The sequence below is a fragment of the Actinomadura sp. KC216 genome (genome assembly GCF_004348535.1).
Lineage (GTDB): Bacteria > Actinomycetota > Actinomycetes > Streptosporangiales > Streptosporangiaceae > Spirillospora.
This window is the reverse complement of record NZ_SMJX01000068.1, coordinates 15,574-33,004: the sequence shown is the minus strand read 5'-3', so window position 1 is coordinate 33,004 and position 17,431 is coordinate 15,574. Positions and strand designations below refer to the sequence as shown.

The following is a 17,431-nucleotide window of genomic DNA, read 5'->3' as shown; positions in this document are numbered from 1 at the left end:
GCGCCGAACAGCGACTGGTGGATGAACTCGGTCAGCACGGTGACGATCTCGCGGTAGCTCGCGACCAGCGACCCGTAGTAGTAGGTGAAGTTCGTCCGCTCCAGCGTCGCGTAGATGATCAGCGCCGCGAGGTTGGGGTCGACGCCGATCGCGTCGCTCTCCCTGATCCGGGACGCGATGATCCGGCGGTAGCCGCCCAGCATCTCGACGCCGCTGCGCGCGATCTCCTCCGACGCGGCCTGCGCCTCCACCAGCGCCCGGAACATCGGCATGTGCCGCTGGAAGTGGTCGCAGATCCGCCGCACCCACGCCTCCAGGGCCGCGCGGCCGTCCGGGCCCGCCTCCAGCGGCCCCAGCGACTCCAGCACTCCGGCCAGGTCGGTCCGCATCGGCTCCAGCGACTCCCAGAGCACGTCGGTCTTGTCGGTGAAGTGGAGGTAGAAGGTTCCGTAGGACGTCCCCGCGCGCTCGGCGATCCGGGCGATGCGGGCGTCGTGGTAGCCGTGCGCGGTGAACTCCTCCACGGCGGCGTCGAGCAGCCGCGCGGCCGTGCGGCGGCCCCGCGGCCGTGACTGCCGCTCCTCGGCGGGCGAGTCGTCGTTCACGTGCAGAACCCTAGAGGATGAGCGCCGGGCGATGGCCTCCCGGCGGAGCGGAACGGAGGCGTTACAGCGGACCCCTGTCACGAAAGGGGGACGGGCAGGGGCCCGCTGCGTCCGGGCCGGACGGCGACGGGGTCAGGCGGCGACGCCCAGCAGGCCCATCATGTTGCCGCCCATGATCTTGCGGACGTCCTCGTCCGGGATGCCGGTCAGCTCGTCGACGTAGGAGAGCGGGTCGGCGAGCCCCTCGACGTGCGGGTAGTCGGAGCCGAAGATGATGTGGTCGGCGCCGAGCAGCTTGATCAGGTCGCGCGGGTCCTCCTCGTGGAACGGGTGCATCCAGAAGTTCCGCTTGAACGTCTCCGACGGCGGCTCCGGGAACACCTGCGGCATGGTGCCGTAGGTCTCGTCGAGGTGCTCCAGCAGGTGCGGCACCCAGCCGGCGCCGTTCTCGATCAGCGCGATCCGCACGCCGGGGTGCCGCCACAGCGCGCCGTGGAAGATCATCGAGGTGACCGCGTCCTGGATCTCGCGGTGCGCGTTGCGCATCGCCGCCGTGAACGGCCGGGGCTGCGCGAACGCCTGCATCTCGAGCTGCGTGCCCTCCCACTCGTTCCAGTAGCGGTTGTAGCCGCTGTCGGACGCGTGGAACACCACGAGGACGCCGGACTCCTCGACCAGCTTCCAGTACGGGTCGTACTCCGGCAGCGCGAACGAGCGCGGCCCCTGGTACCCCCACGCGGGCGCGGGACGCATCAGGATGACCTTGGCGCCCTTGTCGAGGACCCATTCGAGTTCCGCGATCGCCTTGTCGACCAGGCCCGGGGTGATGATCGGGGTGGAGAAGATCCGGCCCTTGTGGACGAACGGCCAGTCCTCCGCCATCCACCGGTTGAGGGCGTGGATGACCGCGGCGCACAGGTCGGGGTCGTCGCGCATCCGCTCCTCGACGAGGCTGGCGAGGGTCGGCATCATCAGCGAGTAGCGCAGGCCGAGCTCGTCCATGAGCTCCAGGCGCGGCCCGGCCTCGCGGAAGGCGGGCGGGCAGTCGATCCCCTTGCCGATGATCTGCCGGAGGGTCTTGCCCTCGGGGTTGCCGTGCTTGAAGTACTCCTCCTGCGCGCCGGGCCTGCCGACGCGGTCGAACGTCGGGTTCGGGATGTAGTCGCTGATGTGCCCGCGAACGACGATCTTGGTGCGGCCGTGCACGTCGACGTAGTCGATGGCCCCCTTGTACTCGTCGGGCAGGTACCTCGTCAGCGCTTCGCGTTTCTCGTACAGGTGGTTGTCGGCGTCGAACACCGGGAAGCCGAGTTGGCGAGATGGCATGAAGGACCTCCTCTTCCGTACCCGTAATCTATCAGACGACTGGTAGGTAAGTCAGGTCCCTTCGTCCGTCTCCAGCAGGGCCGGAGGCCACCAGCGCTCGGGCCGCCCGCCCGAACGCACCAGCCGGCCGCGCTGTTCGAGCAGCACCATGTGCGCGAGCGTCTCGCCCGTGGCCGCGCGCTTGGAATGGGTGTCGAACGACGACCAGGGCCGCGACCAGGTGAGCCGGCTGCTGATCTCCCAGCACCCCGCGCCCGGACGCTCGCGCAGCGCCTTCTCGATCTCGTCCAGCCGCTCCTCGTGGTGGGCCAGCAGGTGCGCGACGCGGCCGGACAGCCCGGCGAACCGGTACTCGTGGGCCGGGAGGACCTCGTGCACGTCCAGCGCGCCCACCTTGCGCAGCGAGTCGATGAAGTCCTGGAGAGGGTTGGAGCGCTGCTGCGGGTGCATCGAGATGTTCGGCGTGATCCGGGGCAGGACGTGGTCGCCGGAGAACAGCATCCGGCGGTCCTCGTCGGCGAAGCACAGGTGGCCTGGGGAGTGCCCGGGCGTCCAGACCGCGCGCAGGTTCCAGCCCGGGAGGCCGAGCCGCTGGCCGTCCTCGATGAGGCGGTCGGGCTTGGCGACCGACACGAACCGGCGCATCGCCATCGACGCGCTCGCCAGCTCGCGGGCCTGCTCCTCCGGCGTGCCGATGCGCTCCAGCAGCACCCGGTTGTCCTCGATCAGGCTGTCGACGTCGTCGTAGCGCACCGCGAGCAGCGCCGCGTCCGCCGGATGCAGCCCCACCCACGCGCCCGACTCCTCCCGGATACGGTGCGCGAGGCCGTAGTGGTCGGGATGGATGTGGGTGACCAGGACGGCGCGGACGTCGCCGATCCCGAACCCGGCGGCGGCGAGCCCCCCGGTGAGGGCCCGCCACGCCTCCTCGGTGTCCCAGCCCGCGTCGACGAGCGCGACGCCGTCGTCCAGCTCCAGCGCGTACACCAGCACGTAGCGCAGCGCCTCCAGCGGCAGCGGGACGGGGATCGACCACAGCCCGCCGCCGAGACCCTGCACGGGCGGCAGCAGCTTCCGGCTCCACGCCTCCCACTGGACCCGGTCCAGCGGATCGGGCACATCGTCGCTCATCCCTGCTCCTGTGGGGGGACGACCCCCCACGCCCCCCGGTTCGCTCCGCTCATTGGTAGGACCCCCTCGATCGAAGCCGTCGCTCCCTCCGGCCCTCAGTATGAACCAACCGTCTGGTAGGCAACCGACCCGGGTCCCGCGGGCGTCAGCGGCCCTGGAACTTCGGTTTGCGCTTCTCGACGAAGGCGGCCGCGGCCTCCTTGTGGTCCTCGCTGACGAAGGTGGCGCCCTCCAGCAGCAGGCCGCTCTCCAGGTTGAGCGCCATCCGATCCCGGACGATCTTGTTCAGCGTCGCCTTGGTGCCCTGGACGGCCAGCGGCGCCCCGTCCGCGAGCTTGCGCGCGACGCGCTCGGACTCCTCGGCCAGCTCCGCCGCGGGCACGGCCCGCAGCACCATCCCGTACCGGGCGGCGTCCGCGCCGCTGAGGGGCTCGCCCGTCATCAGGTGGTAGCGGGCGGCGCCGAGCGGCATCAGCAGCGGCCAGATCACCGCGCCGCCGTCCCCGGCGACGAGCCCGACCGCGACATGGCTGTCGGCGATCTTGGCGTCCTCGGCCGCGACGACGACGTCGCAGAACAGCGCGATCGTCGCGCCGAGGCCCATCGCGTAGCCGTGCACGGCCGCGACGATCGGCTGCGGCACGGCGAGGAGGGTGTCCAGGATCTCGGTGGCCTTCATCGTGTTCAGGACGCGGGTCGACGGCGGCGGCTGGTCCTCGGCGCTCGTCCACTCGTTGAAGCTCTTGACGTCGCCGCCCGCGCAGAACGCGCGGCCCTCGCCGCGCAGCAGCACCGCGCCGACGGAGGTGTCCTCGGCGACGAGCCGCAGCACCTCCGACAGCTCCCGCTCCAGCCCGCCGCCCATGGCGTTCAGCCGGTCCGGGTTGTTGAGCGAGACCGTCAGCAGCCGGTCGTCCTGCGTCACCAGGACCTTGGTGAACCTGCCGTAATCGGGCACGTGCCCTCCCTCTCAGCGTTTCATCTCGTCGATCTTGGCGGCGCGCGCCGCGGCGCGGCCCGGGGCGGTGATCGCCGCCTCCTGCGCCCGCGCCTCCTCCTCCAGCTGCTCGGCCAGGTGCGCCCGCGCGGCCCCGGACAGCAGCCGCTTGGTGAGCGGCACCGCCAGGCCCGGCCGGTCGGCGAGGCGCGCGGCCAGGTCCAGCGTCCGCGGGACCAGCGCCACCGGCTCGACGACCTCGCTGACCAGGCCCCACTCCAGCGCCTCCGCCGCGGTGAGCCGGCGTCCCGTGGTGAGCAGCTCGAAGGCGCGGGAGTAGCCGAGCAGCCGCGTCAGGTAGTACGAGCCGCCGCCGTCCGGGACGAGCCCGATGTCGGCGAACGCCGGGACGAACCGCGCCGCGTGCGAGGCGATCCGCAGGTCGGCCGCGCAGGCCAGCGACAGCCCGAACCCGGCCGCCGGGCCGTTCACCGCCGCGATCACCGGCTTCTCCAGCGCGGCGAGCGCCAGCATGTTCGCGTTGAACGTCGCGCGCAGGCCGCCGGCCGCCGGCCCGGAGTCGGGGCGCCGCGCCGCCTTCAGGTCGGCGCCCGCGCAGAAGCCCCGCCCGGCGCCGGTCACCACGACCGCGCGGACCGCCGGGTCGGCGGCCTCCCGCCAGGCCACCGCCATGCCCTCGGTCACCGTCGCGTCGACGGCGTTCAGCACGTCGGGACGGTTCAGCGTCACCAGCAGCACGCTGCCGTAGCGTTCGGTCAGCACGGCCGTCATCGGATGCGCTCTCCTTCGGTTCCGCGGGCCGCCGAGCCTGGGCGTGATCGATTCCACTGTCACAACGTCGCCTCCGAACCCAGTACGGCGGTCACCTGGCTGGAGAGCTGGCCGCCGTTGCCGTGCGCGACCGCCACCTCGGCGCCGTCCCGCTGCCGGTCGCCGCACTCCCCGCGGAGCTGCCGCACCGCCTCGATGATCGTGAAGATGCCGAACATGCCGGGATGGCAGTACGACAGGCCCCCGCCGCTCGTGTTGACGGCCAGCTCGCCGCCCGGCGCGATCCGTCCCTCGCCGACGAACGCGCCGCCCTCGCCCTTGGCGCAGAAGCCGAGATCCTCCATGAACAGGATCGTGTTGATGGTGAAGGCGTCGTACACCTGCACGACGTCCACGTCGGACGGGCCGACGCCCGCCATCGCGTACGCCCGCGCCGACGACTCGGTCGCGGCGGTGACAGTGAGGTCGGGCATCTGCGAGATCGACCGGTGCCAGTGCGCCTCGCCCGCGCCGAGCAGGTAGACGGGGGGCTTGCGCGCCGCCCGCGCCCGCTCGGGGGTGGTCACGACGACCGCGCCGCCGCCGTCGGTGACCAGGCAGCAGTCGAGCTTGGACAGCGGGCTGGAGATCACCCGGCTGGACAGGACGTCGTCCACGGTCAGCGGGCCGCGCTCGAACGCCGCCGGGTTCAGCCGCGCCCAGCGCCGCGCCGCCACCGCGACCTCGGCGAGCTGCTCGCGGGTGGTGCCGTACTGGTGCATGTGCCGGGCCGCCGCCAGCGCGTACCCGGTGATCGGCTGCCGCGGCTTGTACGGGGCCTCGTAGTTCGGCAGCTCGGGCGGGCCCATCCCGAGCCGGGCCCGGCCGGAGTCGGCGCGCGGCGTGCTGCCGTAGACGAGCAGCGCCACCTCGCAGGCCCCCGCCTGGATCGCCAGCGCGGCATGGTGCAGGAACGACACGAACGCGCTGCCGCCGACCATCGTGCCGTCGCTGTAGCGGGGCCTGATCCCGAGGTACTCGCCGACGTCGAGCGGCGCCATGCCGCGTCCCGCGATGGCGGTGAACAGGCCGTCGACGTCGTTCTTGGTCAGCCCGGCGTCGTCCAGCGCCCGCGCCGCCGCCTGCGCGGCCAGGTCGATGGCGTACCGGCCGGTCCCCACCTCGCCGAGGTCGGACTCGGCCACGCCCGCGATCGCCGCCGCGCCCCTCATCGCCCCGCCTCCCGTCCGGCCTCTTCGGGGGTGAACACCGGACGCGGGGGCCGGTCGCCGTCGCGGGGCTCGATCCGCGCCCGCACCCGCATGCCGATGCGGACGTCCCCGGCCGGGACGCCGACGACCGTGCTCATCATCCGGAAGCCCTCGTCCAGCTCGACCAGCGCCACCGAGTACGGCTCGGCGTCGCGGCGGGCCAGCGCGCTCGCGGAGTAGACCGTGCCGACACCGGCGCTCTCCCGCCACGCCAGCCGCCCGCTCCCGCAGCCGGGACACGTCACCCTGGGATGGAAGACGGCCTTCGCGCAGTCGTCGCAGCGCTGGTAGGCCAGCACGCCCTTGTCGAGCCGTTCCAGGTAGGCGGGGTGCGGGGCGGGCTCAACCGGTTCGCTCATTTCTCCTCCTCCGCGTAGATGGCGCTGGCGGTGCCGCGCAGGACGACCGCGCGCTCGCCGTCCGGCGACGCGCGCTCCACCCGGAGCTCGGCCTCCGCCATCTCCCCGGTGACGCTGGTGATCTCGCCGGACAGGATGAGCGTGTCGCCGGGCCAGACCTGCGCGACGTAGCGGACGCCGTAGGTGCGCAGGTTCCGGCGGCCGAGCCAGTCGCAGGCGAAGCCGGACAGGATCCCGGCGGTGAGCAGCCCGTGGCCGAACACCGACGGGTATCCGGCGGACTTGGCGAAGGCGTCGTCGTGGTGGATCGGGTTGAAGTCGCCGCCCGCGCCCGCGTACCGGACGAAGTCGGTCCTGGTCAGCGGCCCGACCCTGACCTCGTCGGCGCGGGCGCCCGGCGCGATCACGACGCGCTCCCGGCGGGACCGAGCTCGATCATGGTGCCGCGCAGCCGCAGCACGGTCTCGCCGCGCTGGTTGACGAACGTGTTCTCCCGGATGATCAGCGTCATGGGCCCGCGGCTGCCCTGCTTCTCCACCATGTCGACGACGCGTCCGCGCACGGTCAGCACGTCACCCGCGACGATGTCGCCCAGGTACTCCCAGTCGGTCCCGCCCGCCAGCACGCGCTTGAGGTCGACGCCGAGGTCGTCCTCCACCGACGCCTTCGGCGCCCAGTGCTGGCCGACGGCGCTGAACGTCGGCGGGACGGGAACGTCCGCGTACCCCTCCGCGCGGGCCGCGTCGCGGTCGGTGTAGACCGGGTCGGACGTCTTGATCGCCGCCGCGAACTCGGCGATCTTCCCGCGCTCCACCTCGATGGTGTAGGGCGGCCACTCGAAGCCGATCTTGCCGAAGTCGGCCATCCCGGTCAGCCCTCCTCTCCGTCGTCGCCGGAGGCGAGCACGATGAGGGCGTCCGCCGCGACCGCCGACCCGTCCGCGACCCGGACGGGGTTGACGTCGATCTCGCCGATCTCGGGGACTTCGAGGGCGAGCTGCCCGAGGCCCGTCATCGTCGCGGCCAGCAGGTCCAGCTCGGCGGGGGAGAGGCCGCGGGAGCCGCCGACGAGGCGCCCGCCGAGCAGGCCCCCGATCGCCTCGCGGGCCGCGTCGGCGTCGAACGGCGGGCGGAGCAGCGCGGTCTCCGCCAGCATCTCGATCATGATCCCGCCGGGGCCGAGCGCGACCATCGGGCCGAACACCGGGTCCCGGCGCATCCCGCAGCCGATCTCCAGCCGGGCCGGGGCCATCTCCTGCACCAGCACCCCGGAGATCATCGCGTCCGGGGCGCGCCGCCCCACCTCCGCGATCATGTCGCGGTAGGCGTCCCGGACGGCGTCCGCGCCGGAGAGCCCGAGCCGCAGCCCGCCCACGTCCGACTTGTGCGGAAGCTGGTACGACATCACCTTCAGCGCGACGGGCCCGCCGAGCGCCTCGGCCGCCGCCGCGACCTCGTCGGGCCCCGAGTCGCGGACGCCGCGGACGAACGTCTCCCGCGTCACCGGGATCCCGTACTCGGCCATCACCCGCTTGGCCGTCGACTCCAGCAGCACGCCCTCGCCCAGCGTCCGCGCCTCGCCGAGCATCCCGCGCACCCGTCCGGCGCGGTCGGCGTCCGGCGTGAACGACGGCGCGGGCGGCGGGCGGCGCAGCGTGTGCCTGGCCAGCGTCGCCAGCGCGTGGACGGCCCGCCGCGGATCGGTGTAGGTCGGCACCCCGGCCTTCTGGAAATCCTCCAGCCACGCCGTGCACAGCACCGCGAACGGCTTGTCCGTCGACCGGTACGTCTCGATGATCGCGTCGTTGGCGGCGCCGGGCCGCGCCCACGTGACCGTGGTCGCCATGTCGACCACCGAGCCGCCGACGACCTCGCCGAGCACCGTCTGGAACAGGTCGGGCGCGGCGGTGATCTGCGCGGTCGTGTCGACCGGGTTGGCCGCCGACCCGTAGAACGGCTGCGGCATCTTCGCGGCGATCGCGTCCTGCTCCTCCTTCGGGAACTCCGGCACGGTCAGCCCCGACATCCCGGCGCCGTCGGCGAGCAGCACCCCGGCCCCGCCGGACGTCGTCATGATCCCGATCCGGTCGCCGCGCGGCCGCCGCCCGTCCTGGAAGATCATCCCGAGGTCGAGCATCTCCTCCATCGTGTCGGCGACCACCACGCCGTACTGGCGGCACACCGCGTCGAACACCTCGGCGGAGCCGACCACGGAGGCGGTGTGGCTCAGCGCCGCCCGCGCCGCCTCCCGCGACCGCCCCGCCTTCAGCATGATCAGCGGCTTGTCGAGCTCGGCGGCGCGCCGCGCGGTCTCCACGAGCACGTCCGGGTCGCGGAGCGTCTCGCTGAACGCCAGCAGCACCCGCGTCTCGTCGCGCTCGACCAGGTACCGCAGCACCTGGGCGATGTTGACGTCCACCTCGTTGCCGGTGCTGACGAACCAGCCCAGCCGCAGCCCGGCGAGCTGCGCCTTCTCCGCGATGTAGGACCCGAAGCCGCCGCTCTGCGACACCAGCGCGACCGGCCCGGGCGGCGGCAGCGGCGTGCCGGGCGGCATCGCGAAGCTGGCCGCGACCCCGCCCGCCGAGCTGAGGTAGCCGATGCAGTTCGGCCCGGTCACCCGCACGCCGGTGCGCGCGGCGACCTCGGCCAGCTCGCGCTGGAGCGCCTCGCCCGCCGGGCCGGCCTCGGCGAACCCGGCGGTCAGCACCACCGCCCCGCCGACGCCGAGCGCGCCGCACTGCTCGACGACCCCGGTCACGTGCCCGGCGGGCACCGCGATCACCGCGAGGTCGACCGGCTCGGGCAGGTCGGCGACCGACCGGTACGCCCGGTCACCCTGGACCGTCTCGTCGCGCGGATGCACCGGGTACAGCGCGCCCTTGAACGACAGCGCCAGGTTCCCGTACACCTGCCCGCCGATCCGCTCCACCTGGTTGGACGCGCCCACCATCGCGATCGACCGGGGCGAGAGCAGCCGCTCGATCCCCGTCACCTGCTTGCCCACTGCGTCAACTCCCCTGTCCGCCGTCACCGGCTCCCACGCCCAGATAGATCTCGTTGATCACGGCGGTGTCGTCGAAGGACCGCGCGTCGCCCGCGGCGGCGATCCGCCCGTTGTCCACGACCGCGACGTCGTCGGCGACCCGCATCGCGTACTCCACGACCTGCTCGACCAGCAGCAGCGACAGCCCGTCCGCGCGCAGCGCCGTGATCATCTCGAAGACCTCGGCGGCGATCACCGGGGCGAGCCCGGCGGACGGCTCGTCCAGCATCAGCAGCCGCGGCCCCGGCATCAGCGCCTGCGCGATGGCGAGCATCTGCTGCTGCCCGCCGGACAGGCTCCCGGCCACCGCGTGCCGCCGCTCGGCCAGCATCGGGAAGCGCTCGTACTGCTGCTCCAGCGCCGCGCGCCGCGCGGCGCTGCGCTTGCGCCCGCCGGTCCAGCGGCTCAGGCCGCCGGTGGCGAGGGTGAAGCCGCCGAGCAGGAGGTTGTCCTCCACCGTCCGGCCCCGGAAGACCTGCTTGCCCTCCTGGACGTAGCCGAGCCCGGCGCGGACGCGGCGGTGCGGCGCGAGGCCGGTGATGTCGCGGCCGTCGAAGGCGACGGTCCCGCCGGTCACCGCGGGGGCGAACCCGGCGATGGCGTTGAGCAGGGACGTCTTCCCGGCGCCGTTGCGGCCGAGCACGGCGGTGACCCGTCCCGGACGGACCCGCAGGTCGACGTCCCACAGCACCCGGATGTCGCCGTAGCCGCCGCTGAGCCCGCTGACCTCCAGCATCAGCCCTCACCTCCCGCGGCCTGGCCCGCGTGCCCGGCCTGCCCGGCCTGCCCGGCCTGCCCGGCCGCCTTCGAGCCGGTGTACTCCTCCAGCACGCGCGGGTCGGCCTGGATCTCCGCCGGGGTGCCCGACACCAGCAGCCCGCCCTGGCTGAGGACGTGGATCCGGTCGGCGAGCTTCAGCACCAGCGGGAAGTTGTGCTCGACCAGCACGACCGTGCCGCCCGCGTCGCGGATCAGGCCGATGGCGCGTTCCAGCCCGGCGAGGTCGCCCTCGTCCAAGCCCGAGCCGACCTCGTCGAACAGGAACACCGCCGGACGGGCCGCGAGCGCCCGCGCCACCTCGACGAGGCGGCGGGTGCCGAGCGGCAGCGAGTCGACCTCCTGCCCGGCGACGTCGGCGATGCCGAGCAGCCCGAGCAGCCGGACGGCCTCCGCGTCGTCGGCGGCCCAGCCGCGCCGGAACCCGGGCAGCCGCAGCACCGCGGACGGCACCCGCACCCGGTGCGAGATGTAGCGGCCCGTCGCCACGAAGTCCTTGGTCGTCATGCCGCTCGGGATCAGCGGTGTCTGGAACGTCCGCGCGATCCCGGCGCGGGAGATCCCGTACGGCCGCAGCCCGCCGAGGTCCCGGTCGCCGAGCCTGATCGCCCCGGCGGTCGGCCGGTAGAACCCGCAGACGAGGTTGAGCAGCGTCGTCTTCCCGGACGCGTTCGGCCCGATCAGCGCGGTGACCTGGCCGGGTTCGGCGTCGATGCTCACCTCGCGGAGCGCGCGGTTGCCGCCGAACGACTTCGACAGGCCCTCCGTCCGGAGCCTGACGCCGGGGAGTGCGCCCACCTCCGCGGCCGCAGGGCCGTCCGCCGCGGCGGGCGCGTCCGGCGCGGCCAGGGTGAGGCCGAGCCTCCGGGCGCCCCAGCGCAGCCACCTGCGGGCGAGGCCGGTGAGCCCGTCGGCCAGCAGGATCCCGGCGACCAGCAGGAACACGCCGTAGATGATGAGCTGCCACTCCTGGAACGAGCTGAACGACTGCTGCCCCATCTGGACGATCGCCGCCCCGGCCAGCGCCCCGTAGATCGAGGTGGACCCGCCGACGATCGACGCCGCCAGGATGCTCAGCGCCATCGTGAACGTGAACGTCTCGGGCGCGATGAAGCCGTCCAGCCAGGCGAACATGACGCCCGCCAGGCAGGCCGGGATCGCGCCGGTCACGTAGACGAGCAGCTTCAGCCGGAACACCGAGATCCCGAGCGCGCTCGCCAGCACCGGGCTCTGCTTGAGCACCAGGAACGCGTTGCCGTGCCGCGACAGGATCATGTTGCGGGCGATGAGGAACCACACCGCCGTCACCGCGATGATCAGCATGTAGAGCGCGTCGCGGCCGAGCGCCGTCCCGAACAGGGTCGGGACCGGCGGCGCCAGCCCGTTGGTGCCGCCCGTGTAGGGCTCCAGCACCTTCACCAGGTTCGGGATGATGAGGACGAGGAAGAACGTCAGCATCGCCAGCGACCAGCCGCCGAGCCGGAGCCCGGGGATGCCGGTGATCAGCCCGACCACGATCGCGCAGCCGATCGCGCACACCATGATCAGGCCCGCGTCGGTGATGCCGTGCGTCACCCCCAGGTAGCCGGTCAGGTAGGCGCCGACCGCGTACAGGAACACCTGGCCGACCGCGAGCTCGCCCGCGTAGCCGAGGACGATGTTGAGCCCGCTGACCTGGAGCGACAGGATCGCGACCAGCAGGACGGTCCGGGCCCAGTAGTCGTTGAGGCCGAGCATCGGCGCGAACAGCACGAGCGCCGCCGCCACCACTCCGGCCACCGGCATGGCGCCGCGCAGCACGGACGGGAGGGCCGTGGTCTTGGGGGATGCGGAGAGGGTCGTCATGAGATCACACCTGCCGTTCCGCGGCGCCGCCGAACAGGCCCCGAGGCCGGGTCAGCAGGATGAGCAGGAAGACCCCGAACACCACGATCTGCGGGTAGGAGTCGCCGACGTACCGCGCGGTGACCGCGTACAGCAGCCCGATCGTGAACCCGCCGATCAGCCCGCCGAGCTGGCTCGCGGACCCGCCGATCGCGATGGCCACGAAGCCGAACAGCGCGAGCGTCTCGCCGAGGTGGAAGTGCGCGTAGGTCCGTCCGGCGACGAACACCGCGAACAGCCCCGCGATCAGCCCGGCCAGCGCGAACGCGCCGATGCCGAGCGCCCGCACGTTCAGCCCGCGCGCCTGCGCCGCCTGCCGGTTCTCCGCGGTGGCGAGCGACGCCAGCCCGAGGAGCGTCTTGCGCGACCACAGGTGCAGGCCGACGCCGAGCGCCAGGACGAGCAGGATCAGCACCAGGTCGTTGCGCTGGATGGTGCCGCCGAGCAGCGTCAGCGGCTCGCTGGAGAACGGCGACGGCACCTTCAGCGGCTCGGTGCCCCAGATCTTGGACGCGATCCCGCCGAGCAGCGTGCCGACGCCGACCGTGGTGATCAGCGCGGCGTGCGTGCCGTGCCGGCGCAGCAGCGGCCGGATCGCGATCCGCTCCTCCACCACCGCGATCACCGCGACGGCGAGGCCCGCCAGCAGCACGGTCACCGCGACCGGCAGGCCCCAGTCGACCAGGCCGACGTAGGCCAGGAACGTTCCGATCATGATGAGGTACGCGTTCGCGAAGTTCACCACGCCGGACGCCAGCAGCACGACGTTGTAGCCGATGGCCACGAGGCTGTAGAGGGCGCCGGTGGCCAGCCCGGACCAGATGGTCGTCATTCGAGACCCCGCCCTCAGTAGCCCTTGCCGGGCACGTAGAACCCGTTGGCGTCGTACGTACCTGGCTGGACGTACTTGAAGGAGGTGGCGCTCGTCTTCGGGAAGTGGTCCGCGGGGGTGTACTCGTACAGGGTCACCTCGCCCTTGGGGCCCTTGCCGACCCAGGGCGGGTTCGCGGGCGTCTTGAACTTCTCGAACGCCTTCGCCAGCTTCTCCCCGTCGGTGGTCTTCTCCTGGCCGGCGACGTGGGCGACGAACTGGAGCAGGTCGTAGGTGGTGGTGAACAGCGCGACCCCGGTCTGCGTCAGGTACTTGGCCGCGTCCGACGCCTTGAAGGACTCGATCACCTTGGGCAGGCCGGGGTGCTGCTCGTCCCCGGCCAGCGAGGACGTCTGCATGATGACCTCGTAGTTCTTGATCTGCGCCGCGGTGACCTTGCCGGCGATGGGGGACGGGCTGGCCAGCTGGTCGCCGTAGGAGGGCAGCGTCCAGCCGAGCTGCGCCCGGCCGCGCAGGACGTACAGCACCGCCGTGCCGTAGCCGTTGACGATCAGCGCCTGCGGGTTCTGCGCCTTCAGCTGCTGGAGCTGCGGCGTCATGTCGAGCGCGGTGGCGTCGTAGCTCGCGCTGACCAGCTCGATGCCGGCCTGCTTGAGCGGGCCCTCGTACTGCTTGAACGAGCTCTGCCCGGTCGCGTCGTCGGAGTAGATCATCGCGACCTTCTTGTAGCCCTTGTCCTTCGCGAGCTGGACGAAGGTGGGCACGTACGCCGCGCTCGGCGGGGTGACGCCGAAGTGGTAGGGGAACTTCTTCGGGTCGTTGAGCTGGATGCTGCTGGTGGCGCCGACCGACAGGACCTTGTCGCGGGTGAGGATCGGCAGCATCGACATCGACACCGCGCTGGACCCGCCCGGGTAGACGAGGTCGGGCTTGCCCTTCGCGAGCCGCCGCTGGAGCTCGCTGACCGCCTTGGTCGGGTTGTTCTGGTCGTTGGAGACCTCCAGCTTGATCTCCCGGCCGTTGATGCCGCCCTTGGCGTTGATGTCCTTGATCGCCGTGCGGGCGCCGCCGAGCAGGGCGCCGCCCAGGATCGCGGTCGGGCCCGAGGTGTCGATCGACACGTAGAAGACGAAGGGGCCCGTGCCCGCAGAATCCGCGGAGCCGCTTCCACATGCCGTAACGGTGGCCAGAATTGTTCCCATCGCCATTGCGGTGAGAATTTTCATGCCCCGTGATAGAGCGAGCATGACGTCCTCCGCTCAAAAGGGATTCTGTGGGGGTGAACGTGATTCAGTCTTGTCTAACATCCGGCCTGCCGGGCGTCAACGGTCTGGCGGGCACGAGTTCACATGGATGCGATCGCCTCTAACTATGCAGTTCAAGGCCAGAGGGTTGACAGTGCGGAGCCTCCCGGGGTATCCCTGAACCAGGTTCAGTTGCCTACCGGTCGTCTGGTAGTCCTCGATGGTCCTCGGGACGCGCCTCGACGTCCGGCGTATTGCCGCGCTTTTTCGTGCTCACAGGGAGCCAACAATGGTTCTTGCGCTGCTGAACGATGAACAGCAGATGCTGCGGGAAATGATGAGTTCGCTGGCCGGCTCGGTGAGCGCGGGAAATCCGCGGGACATCGGGGAGATCGACCGCGGGAAGGGGTGGGGCGCGCTCGCCGACGCCGGGATGCTCGGGCTGCGCGTCCGGGACGCCTCCGGCGCGCCGACCGGCTCGGGCGTCGACGCGATGATCGTCGCGGCGGCGCTCGGCGGCGCGCTCGCACCGCTGCCCTATATCGGGTCGGCCGTCCTCGCCACCGAGCTGCTCGCGCTGGCGGGCGCGCCGCCCGACCTGCTCCAGCGGGCCGCCGAGGGCGCCGAGCGCCACGCCGTCCTGCTCACCCCCGACCTCTCCGGCATCGCGACCGCCGCCGACCTCGGGCAGGCGATCGCGTTCGACTGCTGGGGGGCCGGGCACGCGCTCGCGCTGTCGGACGGCGGCCCGGCGCCGCGGCTCGTTCGCGTCCCGCTCGGCGACGGCGCCGACCGCGGGCCCGCCGCCGACCTCACCCGGGACCTCGCCCGGTTCAGCACCGCCCCGGCGGACGCCGAGGAGATCGGCCGCCCGCTGGAGGCGGCGGACCTCGACCGGTGGCGGGCGCTCGCGCTCACGGTGATCTCCGCCGACGCGGTCGGAGCGATGCGCGCGGCGCTGGACGGCGTCGTCGCCTACTCCAAGGAACGCGTCGCCTACGGCACCCTGATCGGCTCGTTCCAGGCGATCCAGCACATGTGCGCGGACGCGCTCGTCCACTGCGAGGCCGCGTCCGCCTGCGTGAGCTACGCCGCCTGGGCCGCCGACGAGGCCGCCCCCGACGAGGCGCTGCTCGCCGCGCACACCGCGAAGGCCTACACCGCCACCGCCTCCCTCGACGTGGCCGAGACGGTGATGCAGGTGTACGGCGGCATCGGGCACACGTGGGAGCACGTGGCGCACCTGTACGCCCGCCGCGTCCTGCTCGACCGCGCGGTGCTCGGCGACGCCGCCCAGAGCCTCGACCGCGTCGCCGACCTACGCCTGGGGCGTCCCGGGCCGGAGGAGAGCTGATCATGGACTTTCGGGACACCCCCGAGGAGGCCGGTTTCCGCGCCCGGCTGCGCGAGTGGCTGGCCGGCAACGCCCCGGCGGACTACGACACCGCCGCCGACCATGACACCAAGGCCGCCATCCGGCGCCGGTGGCACCGCAGCCTCTACGACGCCGGGTACATGGGCATGGCCTGGCCGCGCGAGTACGGCGGCCAGGACCTCAGCCCCGTCTACGACGCGATCCTCAACGAGGAGGTCGGCGCGTCCGACAGCCCGCCCGTGCCGGGCCAGGTCAACTACCTCGGCCGCGCCATCTACACCTACGGGAGCGAGGAGCAGAAGCGCCGCTTCCTGCCGACGCTGCTGAGCGGCGAGATCCAGTGGTGCCAGGGCTTCTCCGAGCCGGGCGCGGGCTCCGACCTCGCCGCGCTCCAGACCCGCGCCGAGCTGAAGGGCTCGCCGGAGTCGGGCGTGTACGTCGTGAACGGCCAGAAGATGTGGACGAGCGGCGGCCAGTACTCCGACTGGTGCCTGCTGCTCGCCCGCACCGACCCGGACGCCCCCAAGCACAAGGGCATCTCCGCGTTCCTCGTCGACATGAAGACCCCCGGGATCACCACCCGGCCGATCGTCCTCGCCGACGGCGAGCCGGAGACCAGCGAGGTCTTCTGGGACGACGTCGAGATCCCCGCCGGGCAGATGCTCGGCGCGCCGGGCCAGGGCTGGCACATCGCGATGACGACCGTCACCTACGAGCGCGGCCCGGCCGACGTCGGCATGATCTCCAACTACCGCAAGACGCTGCGTGCCATCGAGGAGACGGCCGCCGCGAAGGGCCTCACCGCGCGTCCCGAGGTCCGCCGGGAGCTGGCCCGCGCGTACGTGCTCGGCGAGGCGCTGCGGCTGAACGTGGCGCAGCAGCTCTCGCTGCGCGTGTCTGGCCGGGAGCCCGGTCCGGAGGGGTCGGTCGGCAAGCTGCTGTGGTCGCAGGCCGAGCAGTCGCTGTACCACCTGGCGCTCGATCTCGCCGGGGCGGACGCGGTGACCGGCGCGGCCCCCGAGGTGCTCGCCGGGTACTTCCGGTCGCGGCCCATCAGCGTGTACGGCGGATCGTCGCAGATCCAGCGAAATCTCCTGGCATGGCACATTCTCTCGATGCCTCGCAAACCGACCCGTTGAGCCGCGGCGGCGGGAGAATGGGGTCCATGCGCAAGTCCGAGGGCGGGGAGAACGGCCAGGCCCACGCCCTGCTGAACGCGGCCGAGGAGCTGTTCACCGAACGGGGCTTCTACGGCACGAGCGTCACCGACATCACCGAGCGCGCCGGCACCAGTGTCGGCGCGCTCTACTACCACTTCGGCAGCAAGAACGGCGTGTACCACGCGCTGTGGTCCCGCTACATGGACGCGCAGTCCGGCCGGACCCGCGAGGCGGTGACGTTACTGCGCGCCGCGGGCGTCACCGACGGGCGCCGCCTGTTCCTCGCGGGCACCCGCGCCTACCTGACCAGCGCCTGGCACCACAGCGGACTGGTCCGGATGGTCTCGGACGGCGACGCCCCCGCCGGTTTCGCCGGGGTGGCCCGCGGGTTCAGCCAGGAATGGGCCCGGCAGAACACCAAGCTCCTCCAGGTCAGCGACCCGCTCGCCGACCGCGCGCTGTCGTCGATCGTCACCGGCTCCATCGGCGGGATCGCCCGGGAGGTCGCCGACTGCGAGACGCTGGAGGACGCGGACGCGCTGATCGCCAAGGCCATCGAGATCTACGGGTCGCTGCTCGGGGTGCCGCCCGTCCGGGACGCCGGCCCGGGAACCGGGATCGCCGCCGGGTCGGGCGTCCGGTTCGCGGACGCTCAGCGGGCCGCCGCCGACGGCGACGGCCCGCACCCACGTTGAGCGTCCGGCCGACCGGACC

Annotated in this window: 17 protein-coding genes; 3 read left to right on the top strand and 14 right to left on the bottom strand. The window is 72.5% G+C overall.

The features are described from left to right. The 14 genes from E1264_RS14665 to E1264_RS14600 all read right to left on the bottom strand — a co-directional run. A partial coding sequence (locus tag E1264_RS14665; protein ID WP_165964180.1) for a TetR/AcrR family transcriptional regulator occupies positions 1-605 on the bottom strand: 605 nt, incomplete at its 3' end. 132 nt (positions 606-737) lie between these two features. Further along, the gene (locus E1264_RS14660; RefSeq protein ID WP_132173658.1) at positions 738-1,931 is read right to left on the bottom strand and encodes an amidohydrolase family protein; all 1,194 of its coding nucleotides are present in this window, start codon (positions 1,929-1,931) and stop codon (positions 738-740) included. Between the two features lie 51 nt (positions 1,932-1,982). Beyond that, entirely contained in the window at positions 1,983-3,062 is a 1,080-nt protein-coding gene (locus tag E1264_RS14655) for an MBL fold metallo-hydrolase (protein WP_132173656.1), read from the bottom strand. A gap of 145 nt (positions 3,063-3,207) precedes the next feature. Beyond that, a complete protein-coding gene (locus tag E1264_RS14650; RefSeq protein WP_132173654.1) occupies positions 3,208-4,020 on the bottom strand; it encodes an enoyl-CoA hydratase-related protein in 813 nt (270 codons plus the stop codon). Positions 4,021-4,032: 12 nt separating this feature from the next. Then, positions 4,033-4,791 carry an enoyl-CoA hydratase-related protein gene (locus E1264_RS14645; RefSeq protein WP_132173652.1) on the bottom strand — a complete coding sequence of 253 codons (759 nt, stop codon included), beginning with the start codon at positions 4,789-4,791 and terminating at the stop codon, positions 4,033-4,035. Positions 4,792-4,850: 59 nt separating this feature from the next. After that, on the bottom strand, positions 4,851-6,002 hold the full coding sequence (locus E1264_RS14640) for an acetyl-CoA acetyltransferase (RefSeq protein ID WP_132173650.1): 1,152 nt from the start codon (positions 6,000-6,002) through the stop codon (positions 4,851-4,853). Further along, positions 5,999-6,400: an OB-fold domain-containing protein gene (locus E1264_RS14635; RefSeq protein WP_132173648.1), complete on the bottom strand. Its 402-nt coding sequence runs from the start codon at positions 6,398-6,400 to the stop codon at positions 5,999-6,001. The genes E1264_RS14640 and E1264_RS14635 overlap by 4 nt, the downstream gene beginning before the upstream one ends. Continuing rightward, positions 6,397-6,807, bottom strand: a complete 411-nt coding sequence (locus E1264_RS14630; protein ID WP_132173646.1) for a MaoC/PaaZ C-terminal domain-containing protein — start codon at positions 6,805-6,807, stop codon at positions 6,397-6,399. Before E1264_RS14630 ends, E1264_RS14635 begins: the two co-directional genes overlap by 4 nt. Then, positions 6,804-7,265 carry a MaoC family dehydratase N-terminal domain-containing protein gene (locus E1264_RS14625; protein WP_132173644.1) on the bottom strand — a complete coding sequence of 154 codons (462 nt, stop codon included), beginning with the start codon at positions 7,263-7,265 and terminating at the stop codon, positions 6,804-6,806. Before E1264_RS14625 ends, E1264_RS14630 begins: the two co-directional genes overlap by 4 nt. A gap of 5 nt (positions 7,266-7,270) precedes the next feature. Then, positions 7,271-9,406, bottom strand: coding sequence for an acetate--CoA ligase family protein (locus E1264_RS14620; protein WP_132173642.1), 2,136 nt, complete (start codon positions 9,404-9,406; stop codon positions 7,271-7,273). Positions 9,407-9,410: 4 nt separating this feature from the next. Beyond that, positions 9,411-10,181 (bottom strand): ABC transporter ATP-binding protein, encoded by a 771-nt coding sequence (locus tag E1264_RS14615; RefSeq protein WP_132173640.1) that lies wholly within the window; start codon positions 10,179-10,181, stop codon positions 9,411-9,413. Further along, positions 10,181-12,067 (bottom strand): ATP-binding cassette domain-containing protein, encoded by a 1,887-nt coding sequence (locus E1264_RS14610; protein ID WP_132173638.1) that lies wholly within the window; start codon positions 12,065-12,067, stop codon positions 10,181-10,183. Before E1264_RS14610 ends, E1264_RS14615 begins: the two co-directional genes overlap by 1 nt. A 4-nt stretch (positions 12,068-12,071) precedes the next feature. After that, positions 12,072-12,938 carry a branched-chain amino acid ABC transporter permease gene (locus E1264_RS14605; RefSeq protein ID WP_132173636.1) on the bottom strand — a complete coding sequence of 289 codons (867 nt, stop codon included), beginning with the start codon at positions 12,936-12,938 and terminating at the stop codon, positions 12,072-12,074. A gap of 14 nt (positions 12,939-12,952) precedes the next feature. Beyond that, entirely contained in the window at positions 12,953-14,059 is a 1,107-nt protein-coding gene (locus E1264_RS14600; protein ID WP_165964179.1) for an ABC transporter substrate-binding protein, read from the bottom strand. 412 nt (positions 14,060-14,471) lie between these two features. Here E1264_RS14600 and E1264_RS14595 point away from each other — a divergent pair, with 412 nt between their 5' ends. Genes E1264_RS14595 through E1264_RS14585 form a run of 3 tightly spaced genes read left to right on the top strand, consistent with a single transcriptional unit; the run spans position 14,472 to position 17,412 of the window. Further along, complete coding sequence (locus tag E1264_RS14595; protein WP_165964178.1) at positions 14,472-15,536, top strand: acyl-CoA dehydrogenase; 1,065 nt, start codon at positions 14,472-14,474, stop codon at positions 15,534-15,536. A 2-nt stretch (positions 15,537-15,538) separates the two neighbouring features. Beyond that, a complete protein-coding gene (locus E1264_RS14590) occupies positions 15,539-16,696 on the top strand; it encodes an acyl-CoA dehydrogenase family protein (RefSeq protein WP_132173630.1) in 1,158 nt (385 codons plus the stop codon). A 26-nt stretch (positions 16,697-16,722) separates the two neighbouring features. Then, entirely contained in the window at positions 16,723-17,412 is a 690-nt protein-coding gene (locus E1264_RS14585) for a TetR/AcrR family transcriptional regulator (RefSeq protein ID WP_165964177.1), read from the top strand. The last annotated feature ends 19 nt before the right edge of the window (positions 17,413-17,431 follow it).

Coding starts and splice junctions, on each gene's coding strand:
- E1264_RS14660 (WP_132173658.1), bottom strand. CDS start 1,931: ATGCCATCTCGCCAACTCGGCTTCCCGGTGTTCGACGCCGACAACCAC.
- E1264_RS14655 (WP_132173656.1), bottom strand. CDS start 3,062: ATGAGCGACGATGTGCCCGATCCGCTGGACCGGGTCCAGTGGGAGGCG.
- E1264_RS14645 (WP_132173652.1), bottom strand. CDS start 4,791: ATGACGGCCGTGCTGACCGAACGCTACGGCAGCGTGCTGCTGGTGACG.
- E1264_RS14640 (WP_132173650.1), bottom strand. CDS start 6,002: ATGAGGGGCGCGGCGGCGATCGCGGGCGTGGCCGAGTCCGACCTCGGC.
- E1264_RS14635 (WP_132173648.1), bottom strand. CDS start 6,400: ATGAGCGAACCGGTTGAGCCCGCCCCGCACCCCGCCTACCTGGAACGG.
- E1264_RS14625 (WP_132173644.1), bottom strand. CDS start 7,265: ATGGCCGACTTCGGCAAGATCGGCTTCGAGTGGCCGCCCTACACCATC.
- E1264_RS14615 (WP_132173640.1), bottom strand. CDS start 10,181: ATGCTGGAGGTCAGCGGGCTCAGCGGCGGCTACGGCGACATCCGGGTG.
- E1264_RS14610 (WP_132173638.1), bottom strand. CDS start 12,067: ATGACGACCCTCTCCGCATCCCCCAAGACCACGGCCCTCCCGTCCGTG.
- E1264_RS14605 (WP_132173636.1), bottom strand. CDS start 12,938: ATGACGACCATCTGGTCCGGGCTGGCCACCGGCGCCCTCTACAGCCTC.
- E1264_RS14595 (WP_165964178.1), top strand. CDS start 14,472: ATGGTTCTTGCGCTGCTGAACGATGAACAGCAGATGCTGCGGGAAATG.
- E1264_RS14590 (WP_132173630.1), top strand. CDS start 15,539: ATGGACTTTCGGGACACCCCCGAGGAGGCCGGTTTCCGCGCCCGGCTG.
- E1264_RS14585 (WP_165964177.1), top strand. CDS start 16,723: ATGCGCAAGTCCGAGGGCGGGGAGAACGGCCAGGCCCACGCCCTGCTG.